Origin of the sequence: Nocardioides nitrophenolicus (assembly GCF_016907515.1) — a bacterium.
GTDB classification, from domain to species: Bacteria; Actinomycetota; Actinomycetes; order Propionibacteriales; family Nocardioidaceae; genus Nocardioides; species Nocardioides nitrophenolicus.
The window spans coordinates 1,825,994-1,842,455 of record NZ_JAFBBY010000001.1 but is presented as its reverse complement, the minus strand read 5'-3'; the positions used below and the strand labels follow the sequence as shown (position 1 = coordinate 1,842,455).

The window sequence follows — 16,462 nt, the reverse complement described above, 5'->3', positions numbered from 1 at the left end:
GTCGTCGTCGAACGGCAGCCGCCCTACGGCCCACTGAGGGTGAGGGCGAGCGCCGAGACCCGGTCGTCATCGGCCAGATAGAGCGTGACGGCGAAGTCGGCGAAGCAGTCCCGTCGGACGAGCGGGGGCCGAATCGTGACGGCGGAGGCCGCATTCAGCTCCGCTGGTGCTGCGAGCACCGGCGAGCTGCACCCGACGGTGTGCGGCGTACCCGGCTCCACGACAGCCTCACCGCCCTCCGCGAGGAGGCCCGCGCGCGCCGTTACCGGAGAGACCGGGCAGGCGCGGGCGGCGTACTCGTGCTCGCTCGGCGGGCACCCGCTCCATGCCTGGTGGGTGCTCGCGTCCGCCGAGCTGAGGCTCGCTACCACGCTGCCCTCGATCAGGTAGGAGACCCGGTCGGACCACGGAACCGTCGTGGAGCCATCGGCGGCGAACGCGACGAATGCCTCGGCGATCTGCTGCGGGTGGCGTGTCGGCCGGTCTGTCCGCTGGTCGGCCGGCGTCGGTTCGTCCCGCGACCCCGATCCGATCAGGGCCGCGGCGACCGTCACCCCCGCCGCCGCCGCCACGACCATGGCTGCCGCAGCCGCGCCGACCCGGCTCCGGACTCCGAGACGACCGTGTGCCGAGGTCTCCCCGGCCCGTGCCCTCGGCGCGACCGGAACGCGCTCGGCGGGCTCCTCCATCGACAAACTGTGACAGCCCGGCCGACCGACAGCACCACCGACGCACCGGGCACCACTGATCCCGCCGCTCGGCGCGGGCGGGTCGTGGACGGCGCTGTAACACGTTGTTCGCTGCTCTTCGCGACCCAAGACGTCGCGAGAGGGGGTCTGTACGGGTCGGCTACAGGCGGCTTGGGTCAGGCAGGTCAGCGGACAGCGTGTTACAGCCCGGTCAGCCACCCAGCCGCCCGCCCCCGTCGGACGCCGAGACCCTGAGGACGGCGCCACGAGCGCCTACGTACGTCGACAGCCCGCCGCGGGACGAGCCGAGGCCGCCCCTCCTCGCGGCCGCACGCGAGTCATCCCGCCCGCCGGGCCCGCTTGACGTCGTACATCGCGGCGTCGGCCTGCCGGAACGCCTCGCGTACCGTGCGCTCGCCCGGGCCGGCGAAGGCATGGCCGAGGGAGGCCTCGACGCCGTGCTCGCGCAGCGACGTGACGAAGCGGGCGAAGTGGTCGGGCAGGTCGGCGACGGGGACGTTGTTCGACAGGATCGCGAACTCGTCGCCGCCGTACCTAGCGAGCCGGTCCCCGTCGCCGGCGACCAGGCGCAGGCCCTCGGCGGCACGGCGGAGCAGGTCGTCGCCGGCCTCGTGGCCTTCGGCGTCGTTGACCTGCTTGAGTCCGTCGAGGTCGAGGACGGCGACCGCGACCGGGTCCCCGAAGGCGCCGACCCGCTCCTGGGCGTCCTCGACGAGGCGGTCCCAGCCGCGCCGGTTCATCAGGCCGGTGAGGGCGTCGGTGTCGGCGAGGGCGGCGGCCAGCCGGGCCGCGCGGCGGCCGCGGTCGGCCACCCGGGTGGCGGCGAGGTGGCTCGAGAGGAGGTGGCTGAGCAGCTCGACCAGCGCGTCGTCGACCTCGGCGGGGTCGGTGAGGGGCTGCTCGCCCACGCCGCACAGGATGCCGAAGAGCCGGCCGCCGTCGTCGCTGATCGGGTAGCCGACATAGGCGCGCACGTCGCTCGCGGCCGGAAGTCCCGCGTACGCCGGGTCGGCGGCCGAGTCCGGTACGACGTGCGCGGCCCCGAGGGTCATCCGCCGGCAGAACGAGTCGTCCCAGCGGACCCGCTGGCCGGTCTCGATCAGCGGGCCGGCCGGGCCGGTCGGGGCGCCCGGCTGGACGTGCACGTGGACCTGCTCCCCGCCGGCGACCCGGGAGACGGACCAGGTGGCCAGCGGGGTGTGCCCGGAGAGGTAGCCGACGACGCGCCGGGCCGCCTCGGTGAAGCTGTCGGGTGCGTCGGGCCCGGCGGAGGCCAGCGCATGTGCGAGGACGTCGACCGCCATGGCCGCCTCCGATCTGCCGCAGAGTGGTGCTGAGCCCCGATCGGCTGGCGGGCGGGAGACCTGAGGGTGCTGGTCAGCCGTCGGTGAGCCGGATCAGACCGACGATCGTAGCGACGTACAGTGCGCCGTCGGGCCCGAGGTAGATCGACGCGTAGTGGTTGTTCCACTGGATGCCGGTGCCGGTCAGCCGGCTCCAGCGGGTCTCGCCGGTGCGGATGTCGATGGCGGTGACGTACCAGGGGTCGACCGGGTTGCCGCGCGGCTTGGAGTAGACGTAGACGAGTCCGGTGGCGAGCGAGGCCTTCGGCACCGACGTCGGCGCGCTGGTGGGGTTCGTCCACGCCACGTGGCAGCCGTCGGGGTCGATCATCACCCGCGAGACGCCGGGTGTCGTGGTCTTGCCGAGCAGCGTGGACTGGACGCCGGCGTACCCGTAGTTGTTCTCGATGATCAGTGACTCACCGGCCGCCACCAGGCTGTTCTCGGTCGTGCTCGCGCCGGACGCGAGCACCGGGATCGAGCAGTGCTCGCGGTCGGCGACGCCCTTGCGGCGGTCGTAGACGATGACGTGGCTCTGCGGCTCCGCGTTGTCGGCGATCGCGATCCACCGCTCGCCGATGAGCGTGGGGGAGGTGCCGGAGCCCTGGGAGAGCATGCCCGGCTTCTTGGTGGTGCCGCGGTCGTAGGGGATCGCCCAGGTGATCTCCGGCGTCCCGTCGGCGGCCGCGTCGAGGCGGTAGCTGCGGTGCGTCGAGACGAAGTACACGCCGCCGGTCTCGTCGGTGGACACGGAGTTGAAGATCCCCTCGCCCGCCGGCAGCCGAAGCGACCGCACGGCGCCGGTGCCGCGGTCCAGGGTGCCGACGGTGCCCTGCTGGCTGAACCACCACACCCGTCCCGACCAGTCGACGCCGGTCGCGACCAGGCAGTCGTCGGCGGCGAGGTGCGCGGCCAGCGGCCAGGTCCGGCCACGGGTCAGCGAGCCGTCGGCGCCGACGGCGACCTCGGCGATCGAGGCGTCGGTGGTCGTGGCGTAGGCCCGGTCCTGGCCGTCGAGGAAGAAGTAGGTGCCGCCGCAGATGTCGGTGAGCGGGTTCGCGCCCGAGGCCAGGTCGCGCTGCGAGAGCTGCAGCTGGTCGATCGCCCGCAGCGTGACCGGGTCGATCACCATCAGCGTGAAGCCCTCGAGCCCGCCGCACAGGCCCACGATCCGGTCGTGCGAGTCGAACGCCATCGTCGCGCACTCCCGGATCCCGTACGACGCCGTGCGCATCCGCAGGTCGCGCCCGAGCGGACCCGGCCCGGCGTACGCGTCGGAGCTGTAGGGATCGTTGTGCATGCTGCTGCGCCCGTTGGGCGCGAGATGGGGGTTCTGCGGGATCGGCGGCGCGTCCAGCGGCTGCACGGTGGCCGGGGCGCCGATGAAGCGGGGCGCGAGCAGGTCGGTCGGCAGGGCCGGGATCGGCAGGCCGGGAACGGTCGGCAGCGCCGGCAGGCCGGGCAGGGCCGGGTCGGCGTGGGCGGGCTGCGCGCCGAGCGAGCCGAGGGACAGGGCGAGGGTGGCGGCGATCCCCGAGGCCGCGACGCGGAGCATGCGCATCCGGCGATGCTAGGACGAAAACCGGCCGACGAGAACCTGTTTCAGTTTTGTACGTCGGTGGACGGCGTGGACGGCGTCGACCGCACGTACTCGCGGGCCCGGCGCAGCAGCGCGGTGACGAGCGCGCGGACCGTTTCGGGCTGTTGGACCCCCTTGCGCAGGCAGGCGACGAGGGTGACGGTCGGGACGGTGCCCTCGATCGGCCGGTAGGTGAGGACGCCGCTCTGCTCCAGCGGGTGTCCCATCACGGTGAAGTTGGGGAGCAGGGTGAACCCGGTGCCCTGGGCGACCAGCGCCTTGCCGAGCTCCGCGCCGTCCGCGGTGTAGCTGACCGGCGGCATCGCCGGTCCGAACCAGCGGTGCGCGAAGCGGTTCATCAGGTAGCCCGGGCGCATCTCGACGAACGGCTCGGCGCGCAGGTCGTCGGGCGCCAGCGTGGTCCGTACGGCGAGCGGGTGGTCGGCCGGCAGTACGGCCACCGGTACGCCGTGGATCAGCTCGGAGCGCTGGATGTCGGGCGGCACGTCGTCCCCCTCGAGCAGGTTGACCAGGCCGATGTCGAGTCCGCCGGCGGCGATCTCGGTGAAGATCTCCGACTGCTGCATGTTGCGCAGCTCGACGGTCGCGGCCGGGTTGGCCGCGCGGAAGGCCCGGACCGCGGGGATGAGCAGCGTCGAGCTGGCCGCCTGGACGGTGCCGACGTGGACCACGCGCGCGGCCGTGGTCTGCTCGCGCGCCGAGGAGCGCAGCCGCTGGACCGCCTCGATCGCGTCGGTGAGGTGGGGGAGCAGGTCGCGTCCGCGCCGGCTGATCCGGGCGCCGGTGCGCCGGCGGTCCAGCAGGGTGACGCCGAGCTCGCGCTCCAGCCGGATGATCGCCTCGGACATGGCCGGCTGCGAGATGTGCAGCGCCTCGCTGGCGCGTCGCAGCGAGCCGTGCCGGGTGATCGCCTCGACGTACTCCAGCTGTTCGATCCGCATCCGGATGCCCTCCTCGTGATCGGGGAACCCGATCGTGCCCCTGTGAGATCCCATGGCCGAAGCAACGGGAATGCCTTGCATGAGCATATCTCTATTAGTTTGATTGACTTAAAGAAGTGATCTCTGGAGGAGAGCGATGTCCCTCAAGTTCGACTGGTTCCTGCCGACCAACGGCGGTGACGGGCGCGACGTGGTCGGCGGTGGGCACGGCGTGGACGCCGGTCCCGCCGGCCGGCCCGTGACGATCGACTATCTCGGTCAGATCGCCCGCAGCGCCGAGCAGCTCGGCTTCGAGTCGGCGCTGGTGCCGACCGGCGCCTGGTGCGAGGACGCCTGGGTGACCACCGCGATGCTGAGCGAGGTCACCCGGCGGCTCGGGTTCCTGGTCGCGCTGCGCCCGGGCCTGATGTCACCCCTTCTGGCCGCGCAGATGGCGACCTCCTTCCAGAACCTCTCCGGTGGCCGGCTGCTCCTCAACGTGGTGACCGGCGGCGAGAGCGCGGAGCAGCGGGCGTTCGGCGACTTCCTCGACAAGGACGCCCGATACGCCCGGTGCGACGAGTTCCTGACCATCGTGCGCCGGCTCTGGGACGGCGAGCAGGTCGACTTCGCGGGCGAGCACCTGCGGGTCGAGGGCGCGCGGCTGCACCGGCTGCCCGAGGTCCGCCCCGAGATCCAGTTCGGCGGCTCCTCGCCCGCCGCGGGCCAGGTCGCCGCCCGGCACGCCGACGTCTACCTCACCTGGGGCGAGCCGCCCGCCGCGGTCGCCGAGAAGGTGCGCTGGATCCGCGAGCTGGCCGACCGCGAGGGCCGCGAGCTGCGCTTCGGGCTGCGGGTCCACGTGATCAACCGCGACACCTCCGAGGAGGCCTGGGCCGAGGCCGACCGCCTGCTCGCCGCGATCGACGACGAGACCATCGCCCGGGTGCAGGCGGGCCTGGCCCGCAGCGAGTCCGTCGGCCAGCAGCGGATGCTCCGGCTCAACGGCGGCTCGCGCGCCGAGCTCGAGATCCACCCCGGGCTGTGGGCCGGCGTCGGGCTGGTGCGCGGCGGCGCCGGCACCTCCTTCGTCGGCAGCCACGAGCAGGTCGCGGACCTGATCGAGGAGTACCAGGCGGTGGGCATCGACCAGTTCGTGCTCTCCGCCTATCCCCACCTCGAGGGCGCGTACTGGTTCGGCGAGGGAGTCCTCCCCGTGCTGGAGAAGCGCGGCCTGTGGAAGCGGGCGGCATGAGCGTCGACACCGCACCCCGCGGGCTGGTCGCCACCGCCGCCGGTACGACGGCGGCGCGGCCCGCGCGCAAGGCACGGCGCCGCGGCGACCTGCCCTACACCCTGCTCCGGCTGCTCAGCCCGCTCTTCCTCCTCGGGGCCTGGCAGGTCGCGTCCTCGACCGGACTGCTCGCCGAGAGCACGCTGCCGGCGCCGGGCACGATCCTCGAGACCGCGCGCTTCCTGTGGGAGAACGGCCAGCTGCCCGACGCGATCGTGGTCTCGCTGCGCCGGGCCGGACTCGGCTTCGCCCTGGGCGGCGGCGTCGCGGTCGTGCTCGGCACGATCGTCGGTCTCGGCCGGCTCGGCGACGCCCTGGTCGACCCGTACGTCCAGATGCTGCGGGCGCTGCCGCTGTTCGGCCTGGTGCCGCTGTTCATCATCTGGTTCGGCATCAAGGAGGAGCCCAAGATCTACCTGGTCGCGCTCTTCGCGCTGGTGCCGCTGTACCTCAACCTGGTCGCCGCGCTGCGCGGCGTGGACCGCGATCTCGTCGAGGTCGCCCGGTCGCTGCGGCTGACCCGGGGTGAGCGGCTGCGCCACCTCTACGTCCCGGCGGTGCTGCCGGGGGTGCTGGTCGGCGTACGCCAGTCGCTGGGGGCGGCCCTGGTGGCGCTGGTCGTGGCCGAGCAGGTCAACGCCGGAGCCGGGCTCGGCTACCTGATCAACAACGCGCGCGACGTGCTGCGCATCGACATCATCGTGGTCGGCCTGCTCTGCTACGCCGTCCTCGGGCTGGTGACCGACGCCGTGGTGCGCGCGTTCGAGCGGGCCGCCGTGCGGTGGCGGGACGAGGGAGTGCGATGAGCCACCCGATCGACGACACCGGTACCGCGGTCGCGGCCGCAGCCCGCTCCGTGCGGCGCAGCTTCGGCGACCAGCTGGTCCTCGACGGCATCGACCTGGAGATCCGCACGGGCGAGTTCGTCGCGCTGCTCGGCCGCTCGGGGTGCGGGAAGTCCACCCTGCTGCGGATCCTCGCCGGCATCGACACCGGCGCGGAGGGAGAGGTCGTCGGCGGCCGCGAGCCGGCCGTCGTCTTCCAGGACCCGCGGCTCTTCCCGTGGCGGCGGGTGCTCGACAACGTCAGCCTGGGCCTGCGCGGCGCCGACGCGCGGGAGCGGGCCCAGCGGGTGCTGGCCGAGGTCGGCCTCGACGGCCGGGAGCGCGCCTGGCCGCGCCAACTCTCGGGCGGCCAGCGCCAGCGGGTCGCCCTCGCCCGGGCCCTCGTCCGCGAGCCGGACCTGCTGCTCCTCGACGAGCCGTTCAGCGCCCTCGACGCGCTCACCCGGATCTCCGCGCAGGAGCTGGTCCGCGAGCTCGTCGCGACCCACCGGCCCGCCGTCCTCATGGTCACCCACGACGTGGAGGAGGCGCTCCTGCTCGCCGACCGGGTGATCGTGATGGACGCCGGCCGGCTGATCCACGACGAGGCCATCGACCTGCCGCGGCCCCGCCGCCGCGACCACCCCGAGATCGTGCGGCGCCGGACCGCGCTGCTGGGCCTGCTCGGCGTACGCCCGAGCGCGGCCTCCGCCTGACCTTCCGCGCATCACCCGCTCCCGAGCACCACCCCCGAGAAAGTACGGAGAACCATGCTGAACACCAACCGACGCTCCCGTCTGCGCCTGCTGGCCGCGACGGTCGCCGCCACCGCCGCCCTCGCCGGCCTGACCGCCTGCGGGTCCGACGACGACAGCGGGGACGCCGGTGCCAAGCCGGTCCTGCGGGTCGGCGTCCAGAAGGACGGCGTGCGCGCCGTCCTCGACAAGGCGGGCCTGCTCGACGACCTCCCCTACGAGATCGAGTGGGCCGAGTTCACCGCCGGGCCGCCGATCGTCGAGGCCGCCTCGGCCGACCAGATCGACGTCGCGTGGGTCGGCTCGGCACCGCCGATCTTCGGCGCCGCCTCCGACGCGAACTTCAAGATCATCGCCCAGGTCCAGGAGCGCGACCAGCAGGAGAACTCGATCCTGGTGCCGGCCGGCTCCGACATCACCGAGGTCGCCGACCTCGCGGGCAAGAAGATCGCCGTCGGCAAGGGCACGTCCGCGCACGGACTGCTGCTCCAGGCGCTGAAGCGCAACGGGCTGAGCCTCGACGACGTCGAGCCCAACTATCTCGCCCCGGCCGACGGACTGGCCGCGTTCACCTCCGGCGAGGTCGACGCCTGGGCCGTGTGGGACCCCTTCGTCACCCAGGTCGTCGAGCAGAACGACGCCGTCGCGATCACCGGTGGTGCGCCCGACGAGCAGGGCGTGCAGTTCGAGATCGCCTCCACGAAGTCGCTCGAGGAGCCGGAGACCCGCGAGAGCATCCGGCACTTCGTCAACCTGCTCAAGGAGGCGTGGGTCTGGGCGATCGACCACTCCGACGAGTGGGGCGACGGCTGGGCCGCCGAGTCGGGTCTCTCGCCCGACGTCACCCGGATCGTGGCGAAGAACAAGGCCGCCGACTTCGGCCCGGTCACCGACGAGACCATCGCCTCCGAGCAGGCTCTCGCCGACGCCTTCTTCGAGGCCGGCGAGCTGCCCAAGCAGATCGACTTCGCCTCGATCGTCGAGCCCGGCCTGATCGACTGACCGCTCGGCCGCTGGGCCGCTGGGCCGCTCGCTCAGTCGCGTGGGGGAGTCGACCGGTCGAGGAGCCAGTCGTCGAAGAACGACGACAGCTCCTCGCCGGTCGTCTCCTCGATCCAGTCGACGTACTCCTGGCGGTCGGCGCTGCCGTTGGCCCGCGCGGCCGGCCACTCCCGGAGCACCTCGAAGAACCGGCGCTCGCCGATCCGCTCGCGCAGCTCCTGCCACATCAGCGCCGGGCCGTAGTAGATGTTCCCGTCGCCGAACCGGGTCGGGTCGAAGGCGCCCGGCGGCCCCGACTCGGCGCGCAGGTCGGGCTCGAAGGCCGCCCACTGGTCGACCTTGCGGGCCATCGAGATGCCCTCCTGCTCGGCCTCCCACATGCCCTGCAGGTACATCGCCATGCCCTCGTTCATCCACACGTCCGACCAGTCGGCCGGGGTGACCGTGTCGCCGTACCAGTGGTGGGCGGCCTCGTGGACCAGCACCGCCTCCGAGAGGCTGTACGGCGTGTCGCCGAGGGTGATCATGGTCTGGGTCTCCATGCCGCTGTCGTTGTCGACGACGAGCACGCCGAAGCTGTCGAACGGGTAGGGCCCGAGCAGGTCCTCCAGCCAGTCGAGCGCGTCCGGCGTGCGCGCGGTGTCGCCGGGCAGGGGCTCGCCGTCGGCGTCGGTCCAGACCTGGATCGGGATGCCGCTCGACGAGGTCAGGTCGGTGTGCTGGAAGTCGCCGAAGGCCACCGTGACCAGGTACGACGCCGCCGGCTCCGCGAGCTGCCAGCTGTTCACGCTGCGCCCGTCCTCGGTGGTCGAGGAGGTGAGCACGCCGTTGGCGACGCCGGACATCGGGGCCGGCACGGTGAGGGTGAAGTCGTAGAGCGCCTTGTCGGAGGGCTGGTCGTTGACGGCGTACCAGGTGAAGGCGCCGAAGGGCTCCTGCAGGGTCCAGGTCTCGTGCTCGGCGGTGGTGGTCCAGCCGACGCCCTGGGTGAAGTCCGAGCGCTGGCTCGGGGCGGGGGCCGCGGCGGGCGTGCCGGCGTACTCCAGGACCAGCTCGTACTCCCGGCCGCCGGTGACCGGGTGGGCGACGGTGAGGTCGTTGCCCTCGACGCTCGTCGCGGCGGGCGCGCCGTCGACCGTGGCGGCGGAGATGGCGAGCTGCTCGTTGAAGTCGAGCGGGATCCGCTCCGCGTCGCGGGTCGCGCGGAAGGTGAGCGTCTCGCGCGCGGTGAGCCGGTCGGTGTCGGGCGCCCAGGTGAGGTCGAGGTCGTAGTGGAGCGCGTCGACGAGGGTGTTGCCGTACTCGGGGTACACCGAGTCGGCGCGCGGCTCGCTGCGCGCGATGGCGAGCTCGCCGGGCTCGGCCGTGTTGCTGGGCGCGCTGGTGGGCGTGGCGGTGGTCCGCCCGGGGCCCGCGGAGCGGCCCGCGACCGGACCGGCACAGGCCGCGAGCGCGAGGGAGCAGCCGATCGCGGTCGCGGCGGCGAGCAGGCCCGGTGCACGCGTCATGGCGCCATCATGCCGGGCGGAGATCTGACAGAAGTTCACGTTCGGGCGTCACCGTTGTGTCGGACCCTCGTTGGAGAGTGATCGGGATCACCGGGGTGTGCCCGGGAACGGGAGGTGGAGTGGTGGAGGACGCACTGATCGCCGGGCCGCGAGGGTGGCAGCGGGTCGGACTCGCGGCGCTGGTCGCGCTGTCCGTGGTCGGGGTCGCGCTCGCCGTGCCCACGACCGGCTCGGGCGACGGCTCGCTGTCCCTCGCGGCGGCCGCCGAGCAGCGCAAGTCCGACCTCGGCGTCCCCCACGACGACGCCCTGCTCCCGGTCCACGACCACAACGACCCGGCCACCAAGAACGACGTCGCTCGCGGCCTCACGGTCGGCGACGACGTGGTCGACCCGACCACCGCCCGCGAGCGCAGGGCATCCGCGGCCTACGTCGACGCGGAGCGGGCGCTGCCCGACCCCCGCCTGGTCCCGACAGCCGCCTACCCGCCCCGGGCCGCCGTGCCGGCCGATCGCTACGCCCTGGCCGGCGGCTGCTACTCCCTCAGCGCGGGCGGCGCCTCCTTCGGTCCCTACTACTTCAAGGCCACCCGCCTCGGCGGCTACCTGCTCCACACGCCGAGCGGCGAGCTGACCCGCAACGGCAACGGCTCGGTGACGATCGCCGCCAAGCCCGGCCCCCAGGCCGACTGGACCCTCACCGGCGCCGACGGCGGCTTCACGCTCCAGATCGACGGCGCCGGCGCCCTGGTCGCCCAGGGGAGCGGCCTCACCACCGGCCCCTCCGGCACCCTCTTCCGGGCCGCGCTCGCGAGCGGCTGCCCGGCGTACCCCGAGGCCGACATCAACGTCAGCGGCGACCCGTTCGGCGGCGCGGCGCCCTACCAGGAGGTGCGTGGCTTCGTCGACGCCCACACCCACGGCATGGCCTTCGAGTTCCTCGGCGGCAAGGTCCACTGCGGACGTCCGTGGCACGAATACGGCGCGCCGTACGCGCTCGACGACTGCGCCGACCACAAGATCACCGGCGGCAAGGGCGCGCTGCTCGAGTCGGTGCTGTCCGGCGAGCCGTCCCACGACCCGGTCGGCTGGCCGACCTTCAAGGACTGGCCGGCGCCGGAGTCGCTGACCCACGAGGGCACCTACTACCGCTGGCTCGAGCGGGCCTGGCGCGGCGGGCAGCGGCTGTTCGTCAACCTGTTGGTCGAGAACAACAAGCTCTGCCAGCTCTATCCGCTGAAGAAGAACTCCTGCGACGACATGACCTCGATCCGGCTGCAGGCCAAGGACATGCGGATCATGCAGGACTACATCGACGCCCAGTTCGGCGGCCCCGGCAAGGGCTTCTACCGGATCGTCAAGGACCCCTTCGAGGCCCGCCGGGTCATCAACGCCGGCAAGATGGCCGTCGTCATGGGCATCGAGACCTCGATCCCGTTCGGCTGCACCTACAAGACCGTGCTGGGTCGCGATCTCCCGGCCTGCACCCCGGCCGAGATCGACGCCAACCTCGACGAGATGCAGGCGCTCGGCGTGCGCCAGATGGAGCTGGTCAACAAGTTCGACAACGCGCTGGCCGGCGTGGCCGGCGACGCCGGCGCGATCGGTCCGCTCGTCAACGCCGCCAACTTCCTCGAGACCGGCACGTTCTGGGCGATGGAGCACTGCGAGCCGGCCGACGGCGAGTCCTCCGACAACGCCCAGATCACCATCCCCGACATCACCGCCGGCCAGCAGGACGCGCTCTTCGGCGCGCTCGGCAAGGTGCTCGGCCTGCTCCCGGCGCTGCCGCTCTACCCGCAGCCCGCCCACTGCAACAAGCGCGGGCTGACCGAGCTCGGCGTCCACACCATCGAGGGGTTGGCGAAGCGCAAGATGGTCTTCGACCCCGACCACCTCTCGGTCAAGGCGCGCGCCGCCTCGATGGACGTGATCGAGGACCTGCGCTACGCCGGCGTCATCTCCAGCCACTCGTGGTCCACGCCCGACACCTACCCGCGGATCTACCGGTCCGGTGGCTTCATCACTCCCTACGCCGGCGACTCGACGGGCTTCGTCGCCAAGTGGCGCCGCCACCTCGGCTGGGCCGACCCGCGCTACTACTTCGGGTTCGGCTTCGGCGCCGACATCAACGGGCTCGGCGCCCAGGGCAACCCGCGCGGCGCCGACGTGCCCAACCCGGTGCGCTACCCCTTCACCGGCCTCGGCGGGGTGACCATCGACCGGCAGCGAGCCGGCGAGCGGGTCTGGGACATCAACACCGACGGCGTCGCGCAGTACGGCCTCTACCCCGACTGGGTCGAGGACCTGCGCCAGATCGCCGAGGCGCAGGGGCGTGGCGACGGCGCCAAGATCGTCGACGACATGTCTCGTGGCGCCGAGGCCTACCTGCAGATGTGGGAGCGGGCCTACGGCGTGCGACCCGACTCGTGCCGCAACCCCGGCCTGCGGATGTCCTTGGCCAAGGCCAAGAAGCTCGGCAAACGGATGGTGCGCCGGCACTTCACCACCGACCAGGTGATCGCGCGGGTCGGCCAGCCCTACCTGCGCCTCGACAAGAGGTTCACCTTCTGTGCCAAGGCCAAGAAGACCACCCAGAACGGCAAGAAGGCCAAGAAGCTGGTCAAGGTGACCGTGGTCGTGAAGCTCAGGGCCAACGGCACGGTGAAGAAGGTCAAGTACCGCCGGTGAGGCGATGGTCACGGCGCCGAGAAGTTACCTGCCGGTAGGATCCCGGGTGCCTGCGGCGCCAGCGTACGTGGGTAAGGCTTGCCTATCGCCGCGGGGTCCGTCGTCCGGCACTAGGCTCGTCGCGCGCACTCTTGTGCGCGCCCCTTGACTCCCTGCCGGATGAGGAGCTGTTGGACACCATGCAGATCGTTGCGATCGTCGTCTCCCTGGCCGTCTCGGTCGTCGCGGTCGCGCTGACCGCGCGCGCCGTCGTCGCGATGCTCGGGGTGATCAAGCGCGGTCAGCCGGCGCCCGGTCGCACCGGCAACCCCGCGGGCCGCACGCTGACGATGCTGAAGGAGACCTTCGGCCACACCCGCATGCTCCAGTGGACCTGGATCGGCATCCTGCACTGGTTCGCCTTCGCGGCGTTCATCGCGCTCTCGACCGCGGTCGCCGCGGCCTACATCCAGCTCTTCGACCCCGAGTTCACCATCCCGGTGATCGGCAAGTGGTGGGTCTACGAGTGGGTCGCCGAGCTGCTGGGCCTGCTCGGCACGATCGCGATCATCCCGCTGATCGTCTACCGGCTCACCCACAAGCCCTCCCAGCTCGGCCGCCGCAGCCGCTTCTTCGGCTCCACGATGTGGCAGGCCTACTTCGTCGAGGCGATGGTGCTGCTCGAGAGCTCCGCGATCCTCTTCATCCGCGGTGCCGAGTACAACCTCGCCAAGGCCCACGGCGGCGAGGCCGCCGAGCACGCCGACGGCTTCCACTTCCCCGTCTCGCAGGTCTTCGCGAACCTCTTCCCGACCGGCCACGACTCCGTCGGCACGCTCGAGAACATCATCTTCTTCATCGCGATGGTCAAGATCGTCTCGGCCATGGTCTGGCTGATGGTCATCGCGACCAACCTGACCATGGGTGTGGCCTGGCACCGGTTCACCGCCTGGTTCAACATCTGGTTCAAGCGCGAGGAGAGCGGCCGCACCGCCCTCGGCGCGGTCAAGCCGCTGACGTCCGGCGGCAAGCCGATCACCCTCGACGACGTCGACGACCTCGACGAGGACGCCATGCTCGGCGCCGGCTCCATCTGGGACTTCTCCTGGAAGGACATCCTCGACTTCACCACCTGCACCGAGTGCGGTCGCTGCCAGTCGCAGTGCCCCGCCTGGAACACCGAGAAGCCGCTCTCGCCCAAGCTGATGATGATGGCGATGCGCGAGGAGGCGTACGCCGTCGCCGGTGGCGCCGAGCAGCGCGCCCTGGTCGGCAAGACCGACCACGAGCAGGCCGACGGCGTCGACGACTGGTTCTACATGCCCGAGGGCGGCGACTTCGTCGTCGACGAGGACGCCCTGTGGGCCTGCACCAACTGCGGCGCCTGCGTCCAGCAGTGCCCCGTCGACATCGAGCACGTCGACCACTTCGTCGACATGCGCCGCTACCAGGTGCTCGTCGAGTCCAACTTCCCCTCCGAGCTCAACGGTCTCTTCAAGGGCCTGGAGAACAAGGGCAACCCGTGGAACATGTCGCCCACGGCGCGCCTCGACTGGGCCAAGGACCTGCCCTTCGAGGTCAAGGTCGTCGGCGACTCGATCGAGTCGCTCGAGGAGGTCGACTGGCTGTTCTGGGTCGGCTGCGCCGGCGCCTACGAGGACCGCGCGAAGAAGACCACCCGCGCCGTCGCCGAGCTGCTCGACCTCGCGGGCGTGTCGTTCGGCGTACTCGGCAACGGTGAGACGTGCACCGGCGACTCCGCCCGCCGGGCCGGCAACGAGTTCGTGTTCCAGGGCCTGGCCCAGCAGAACATCGAGACCCTCACCGACGCCAAGGCGAAGCAGGTCGTCTCGACCTGCCCGCACTGCATGAACACCCTCAAGAACGAGTACCGCCAGCTCGGTCTCGAGCTCGAGGTCATCCACCACACCCAGCTGCTCAACCGCCTGGTCCGCGAGGGCAGGCTCACCCCGGTCGCCTCCGGCGCCGGCGCCCACAACCGCAAGATCACCTACCACGACCCGTGCTTCCTGGGTCGCCACAACCAGGTCTACACCCCGCCGCGCGACCTGCTGCAGATCCTCCCCGGCGCCGAGTTCGCCGAGATGGAGCGCAACTCCGAGCGGTCCTTCTGCTGCGGCGCCGGCGGTGCCCGGATGTGGATGGAGGAGACCATCGGTGAGCGGATCAACCTCAACCGCACCGCCGAGGCCGTCGGCACCGGCGCCGACCAGGTCGCCGTCGGCTGCCCGTTCTGCCGCGTGATGCTCTCCGACGGCCTGACCAAGATGCAGGCCGACGGCGAGGCGCGCGAGGAGGTCGAGGTCCTCGACGTCGCCCAGATGCTGCTCGCCTCGGTCAAGGGCGAGCAGGCCACCAAGCTGCTCCCCGGCGAGGGCACGCCGCTGGCCCCCAAGGCTGCCGCTCCCGCCGCCGCCGCGGACCCGGTCGCCGCGAAGGCCGAGCCCGAGGCCGGCGACGTCACCATCACCGACGACACCGTCGTCGCCACCGAGGACGCCGGCCCGGCCGCCAAGGCATCCGGCGGCTCCTCGATGTTCGACGACCCGGGCTCGATGTTCGACACGCCTGCCTCCGCGGCGCCGGCTGCTCCGGAGGCCCCCGCTGCCCCGGCCGAGGACAAGGCCGCCCCCTCGGGTGGCGGCTCGCTCTTCGACGACCCCGGCTCGCTCTTCGACTCCCCGGCCGCTCCTGCTGCCGCCGCGCCGGCCGCGCCGGCTGAGGAGAAGGCCGACGAGAAGGCCGCGCCCGCGGGCGCCGGCTCGCTCTTCGACGAGGGCGGCTCGCTGTTCGACACGCCGACTCCCGCCCCCGAGGCGCCCAAGGCCGAGGCTGCCCAGGCCGAGGCGCCGCCGGCCGCGGCCGCCAAGGCGGAGGCGCCCGCGCCGACGACCGACCTCGGCGCCGGCGGGTCGCTGTTCGACATCGCCGCCCCCGCTGAGGAGGCGCCCCCGGCGCCCGCCCCTGCCGAGGCCGCTGCTCCGGAGGCGCCGGCTACTGCCGAGGCCCCGGCTGCTCCCGAGGCCCCGGCCGCCGAGGCCAGCCCGGCCCCGTCGGTCGACCTGAACGCGGGTGGCTCGCTCTTCGACATCGCCGCCCCCGCCGAGACCCCGGCCGCCCCGACCCCGGCCGCCCCGACCCCGGCCGCCGAGTCGCCGTCCGCCGAGACCCCGGCTCCCGCCCCGGCGCCGGTCGCCGAGCAGGAGCCCGTCGAGGCCGAGGCGCGTGCCGAGGAGGCCGCCGTCGCCGACGAGCCGCCCGCGCCCACCCCGGCGCCCGCCGCTCCCGCAGCCGCGCCGGCCACCGACGTCGACATCAACGCCATGGGCTCGCTGTTCGACATCGCCGCCCCGGCCGCCCCGGCCGCTCCGGCCCCGGCCGCCGCCGAGCCCGAGCCGGCCCCCGAGCCCGAGCCGGTCCCCGAGCCCGAGCCGGCCCCCGAGCCCGAGCCGGTCCCCGAGCCCGAGCCGGTCCCCGAGCCCGAGCCGGTCCCCGAGCCCGAGCCGGTCCCCGACCCCGAGCCGGCCCCCGAGGCCGCCCCGGCGCCGGCGCCCCCGTCGTCCTCCGGCGAGGCCCACCAGCCCCGCACCGACGCCGACATCAACGCCGCGGAGTCCCTGTTCGACCTCTGAGCTTCTGAGGTGTGGAGTCTGGTGCCCCGATAGTGCGCACCAGACTCCACACTTCTGCGTGGCGAGCCACCTTCGCGGCCGTCGAGCAGCCACGGTCGACAGGTGGTCGTAGTCGATGCGGACCGTCTGCTCGCGGTCGAGGGCCGCGTCGAGGTCGCGATCCCGGGCGGTGGCGGCGTCATGG

At 72.6% G+C, this 16,462-nt stretch carries 11 protein-coding genes; 6 read left to right on the top strand and 5 right to left on the bottom strand.

From position 1 onward, the window contains the following. Positions 1 to 23: 23 nt before the first annotated feature. From JOD66_RS09095 to JOD66_RS09080, 4 genes are all read right to left on the bottom strand, one after another. Complete coding sequence (locus JOD66_RS09095; protein ID WP_204836562.1) at positions 24 to 689, bottom strand: hypothetical protein; 666 nt, start codon at positions 687 to 689, stop codon at positions 24 to 26. A 338-nt stretch (positions 690 to 1,027) separates the two neighbouring features. Further along, entirely contained in the window at positions 1,028 to 2,014 is a 987-nt protein-coding gene (locus JOD66_RS09090; protein ID WP_204836561.1) for a GGDEF domain-containing protein, read from the bottom strand. Between the two features lie 73 nt (positions 2,015 to 2,087). Beyond that, positions 2,088 to 3,614 (bottom strand): hypothetical protein, encoded by a 1,527-nt coding sequence (locus JOD66_RS09085; protein ID WP_204836560.1) that lies wholly within the window; start codon positions 3,612 to 3,614, stop codon positions 2,088 to 2,090. Between the two features lie 41 nt (positions 3,615 to 3,655). Then, positions 3,656 to 4,648 (bottom strand): LysR family transcriptional regulator, encoded by a 993-nt coding sequence (locus JOD66_RS09080; protein WP_204836559.1) that lies wholly within the window; start codon positions 4,646 to 4,648, stop codon positions 3,656 to 3,658. A gap of 82 nt (positions 4,649 to 4,730) precedes the next feature. Between JOD66_RS09080 and JOD66_RS09075 the strand changes: the two genes are divergently transcribed. From JOD66_RS09075 to JOD66_RS09060, 4 genes are read left to right on the top strand one after another with little or no spacing between them, the layout of a single operon-like run. Further along, the gene (locus JOD66_RS09075; protein ID WP_204836558.1) at positions 4,731 to 5,828 is read left to right on the top strand and encodes an LLM class flavin-dependent oxidoreductase; all 1,098 of its coding nucleotides are present in this window, start codon (positions 4,731 to 4,733) and stop codon (positions 5,826 to 5,828) included. After that, on the top strand, positions 5,825 to 6,673 hold the full coding sequence (locus JOD66_RS09070; RefSeq protein ID WP_204836557.1) for an ABC transporter permease: 849 nt from the start codon (positions 5,825 to 5,827) through the stop codon (positions 6,671 to 6,673). The genes JOD66_RS09075 and JOD66_RS09070 overlap by 4 nt, the downstream gene beginning before the upstream one ends. Beyond that, positions 6,670 to 7,407 carry an ABC transporter ATP-binding protein gene (locus tag JOD66_RS09065; protein ID WP_204836556.1) on the top strand — a complete coding sequence of 246 codons (738 nt, stop codon included), beginning with the start codon at positions 6,670 to 6,672 and terminating at the stop codon, positions 7,405 to 7,407. Before JOD66_RS09070 ends, JOD66_RS09065 begins: the two co-directional genes overlap by 4 nt. Positions 7,408 to 7,461: 54 nt before the next feature. Next, positions 7,462 to 8,448 (top strand): ABC transporter substrate-binding protein, encoded by a 987-nt coding sequence (locus JOD66_RS09060; RefSeq protein ID WP_204836555.1) that lies wholly within the window; start codon positions 7,462 to 7,464, stop codon positions 8,446 to 8,448. Between the two features lie 32 nt (positions 8,449 to 8,480). Here the strand turns inward: JOD66_RS09060 and JOD66_RS09055 are convergent, their stop codons facing one another. Further along, complete coding sequence (locus JOD66_RS09055) at positions 8,481 to 9,956, bottom strand: M1 family metallopeptidase (protein ID WP_204836554.1); 1,476 nt, start codon at positions 9,954 to 9,956, stop codon at positions 8,481 to 8,483. 122 nt (positions 9,957 to 10,078) lie between these two features. Here JOD66_RS09055 and JOD66_RS09050 point away from each other — a divergent pair, with 122 nt between their 5' ends. Next, complete coding sequence (locus tag JOD66_RS09050) at positions 10,079 to 12,646, top strand: amidohydrolase family protein (protein WP_204836553.1); 2,568 nt, start codon at positions 10,079 to 10,081, stop codon at positions 12,644 to 12,646. Positions 12,647 to 12,825: 179 nt separating this feature from the next. After that, on the top strand, positions 12,826 to 16,278 hold the full coding sequence (locus JOD66_RS09045) for a heterodisulfide reductase-related iron-sulfur binding cluster (protein WP_204836552.1): 3,453 nt from the start codon (positions 12,826 to 12,828) through the stop codon (positions 16,276 to 16,278). The last annotated feature ends 184 nt before the right edge of the window (positions 16,279 to 16,462 follow it).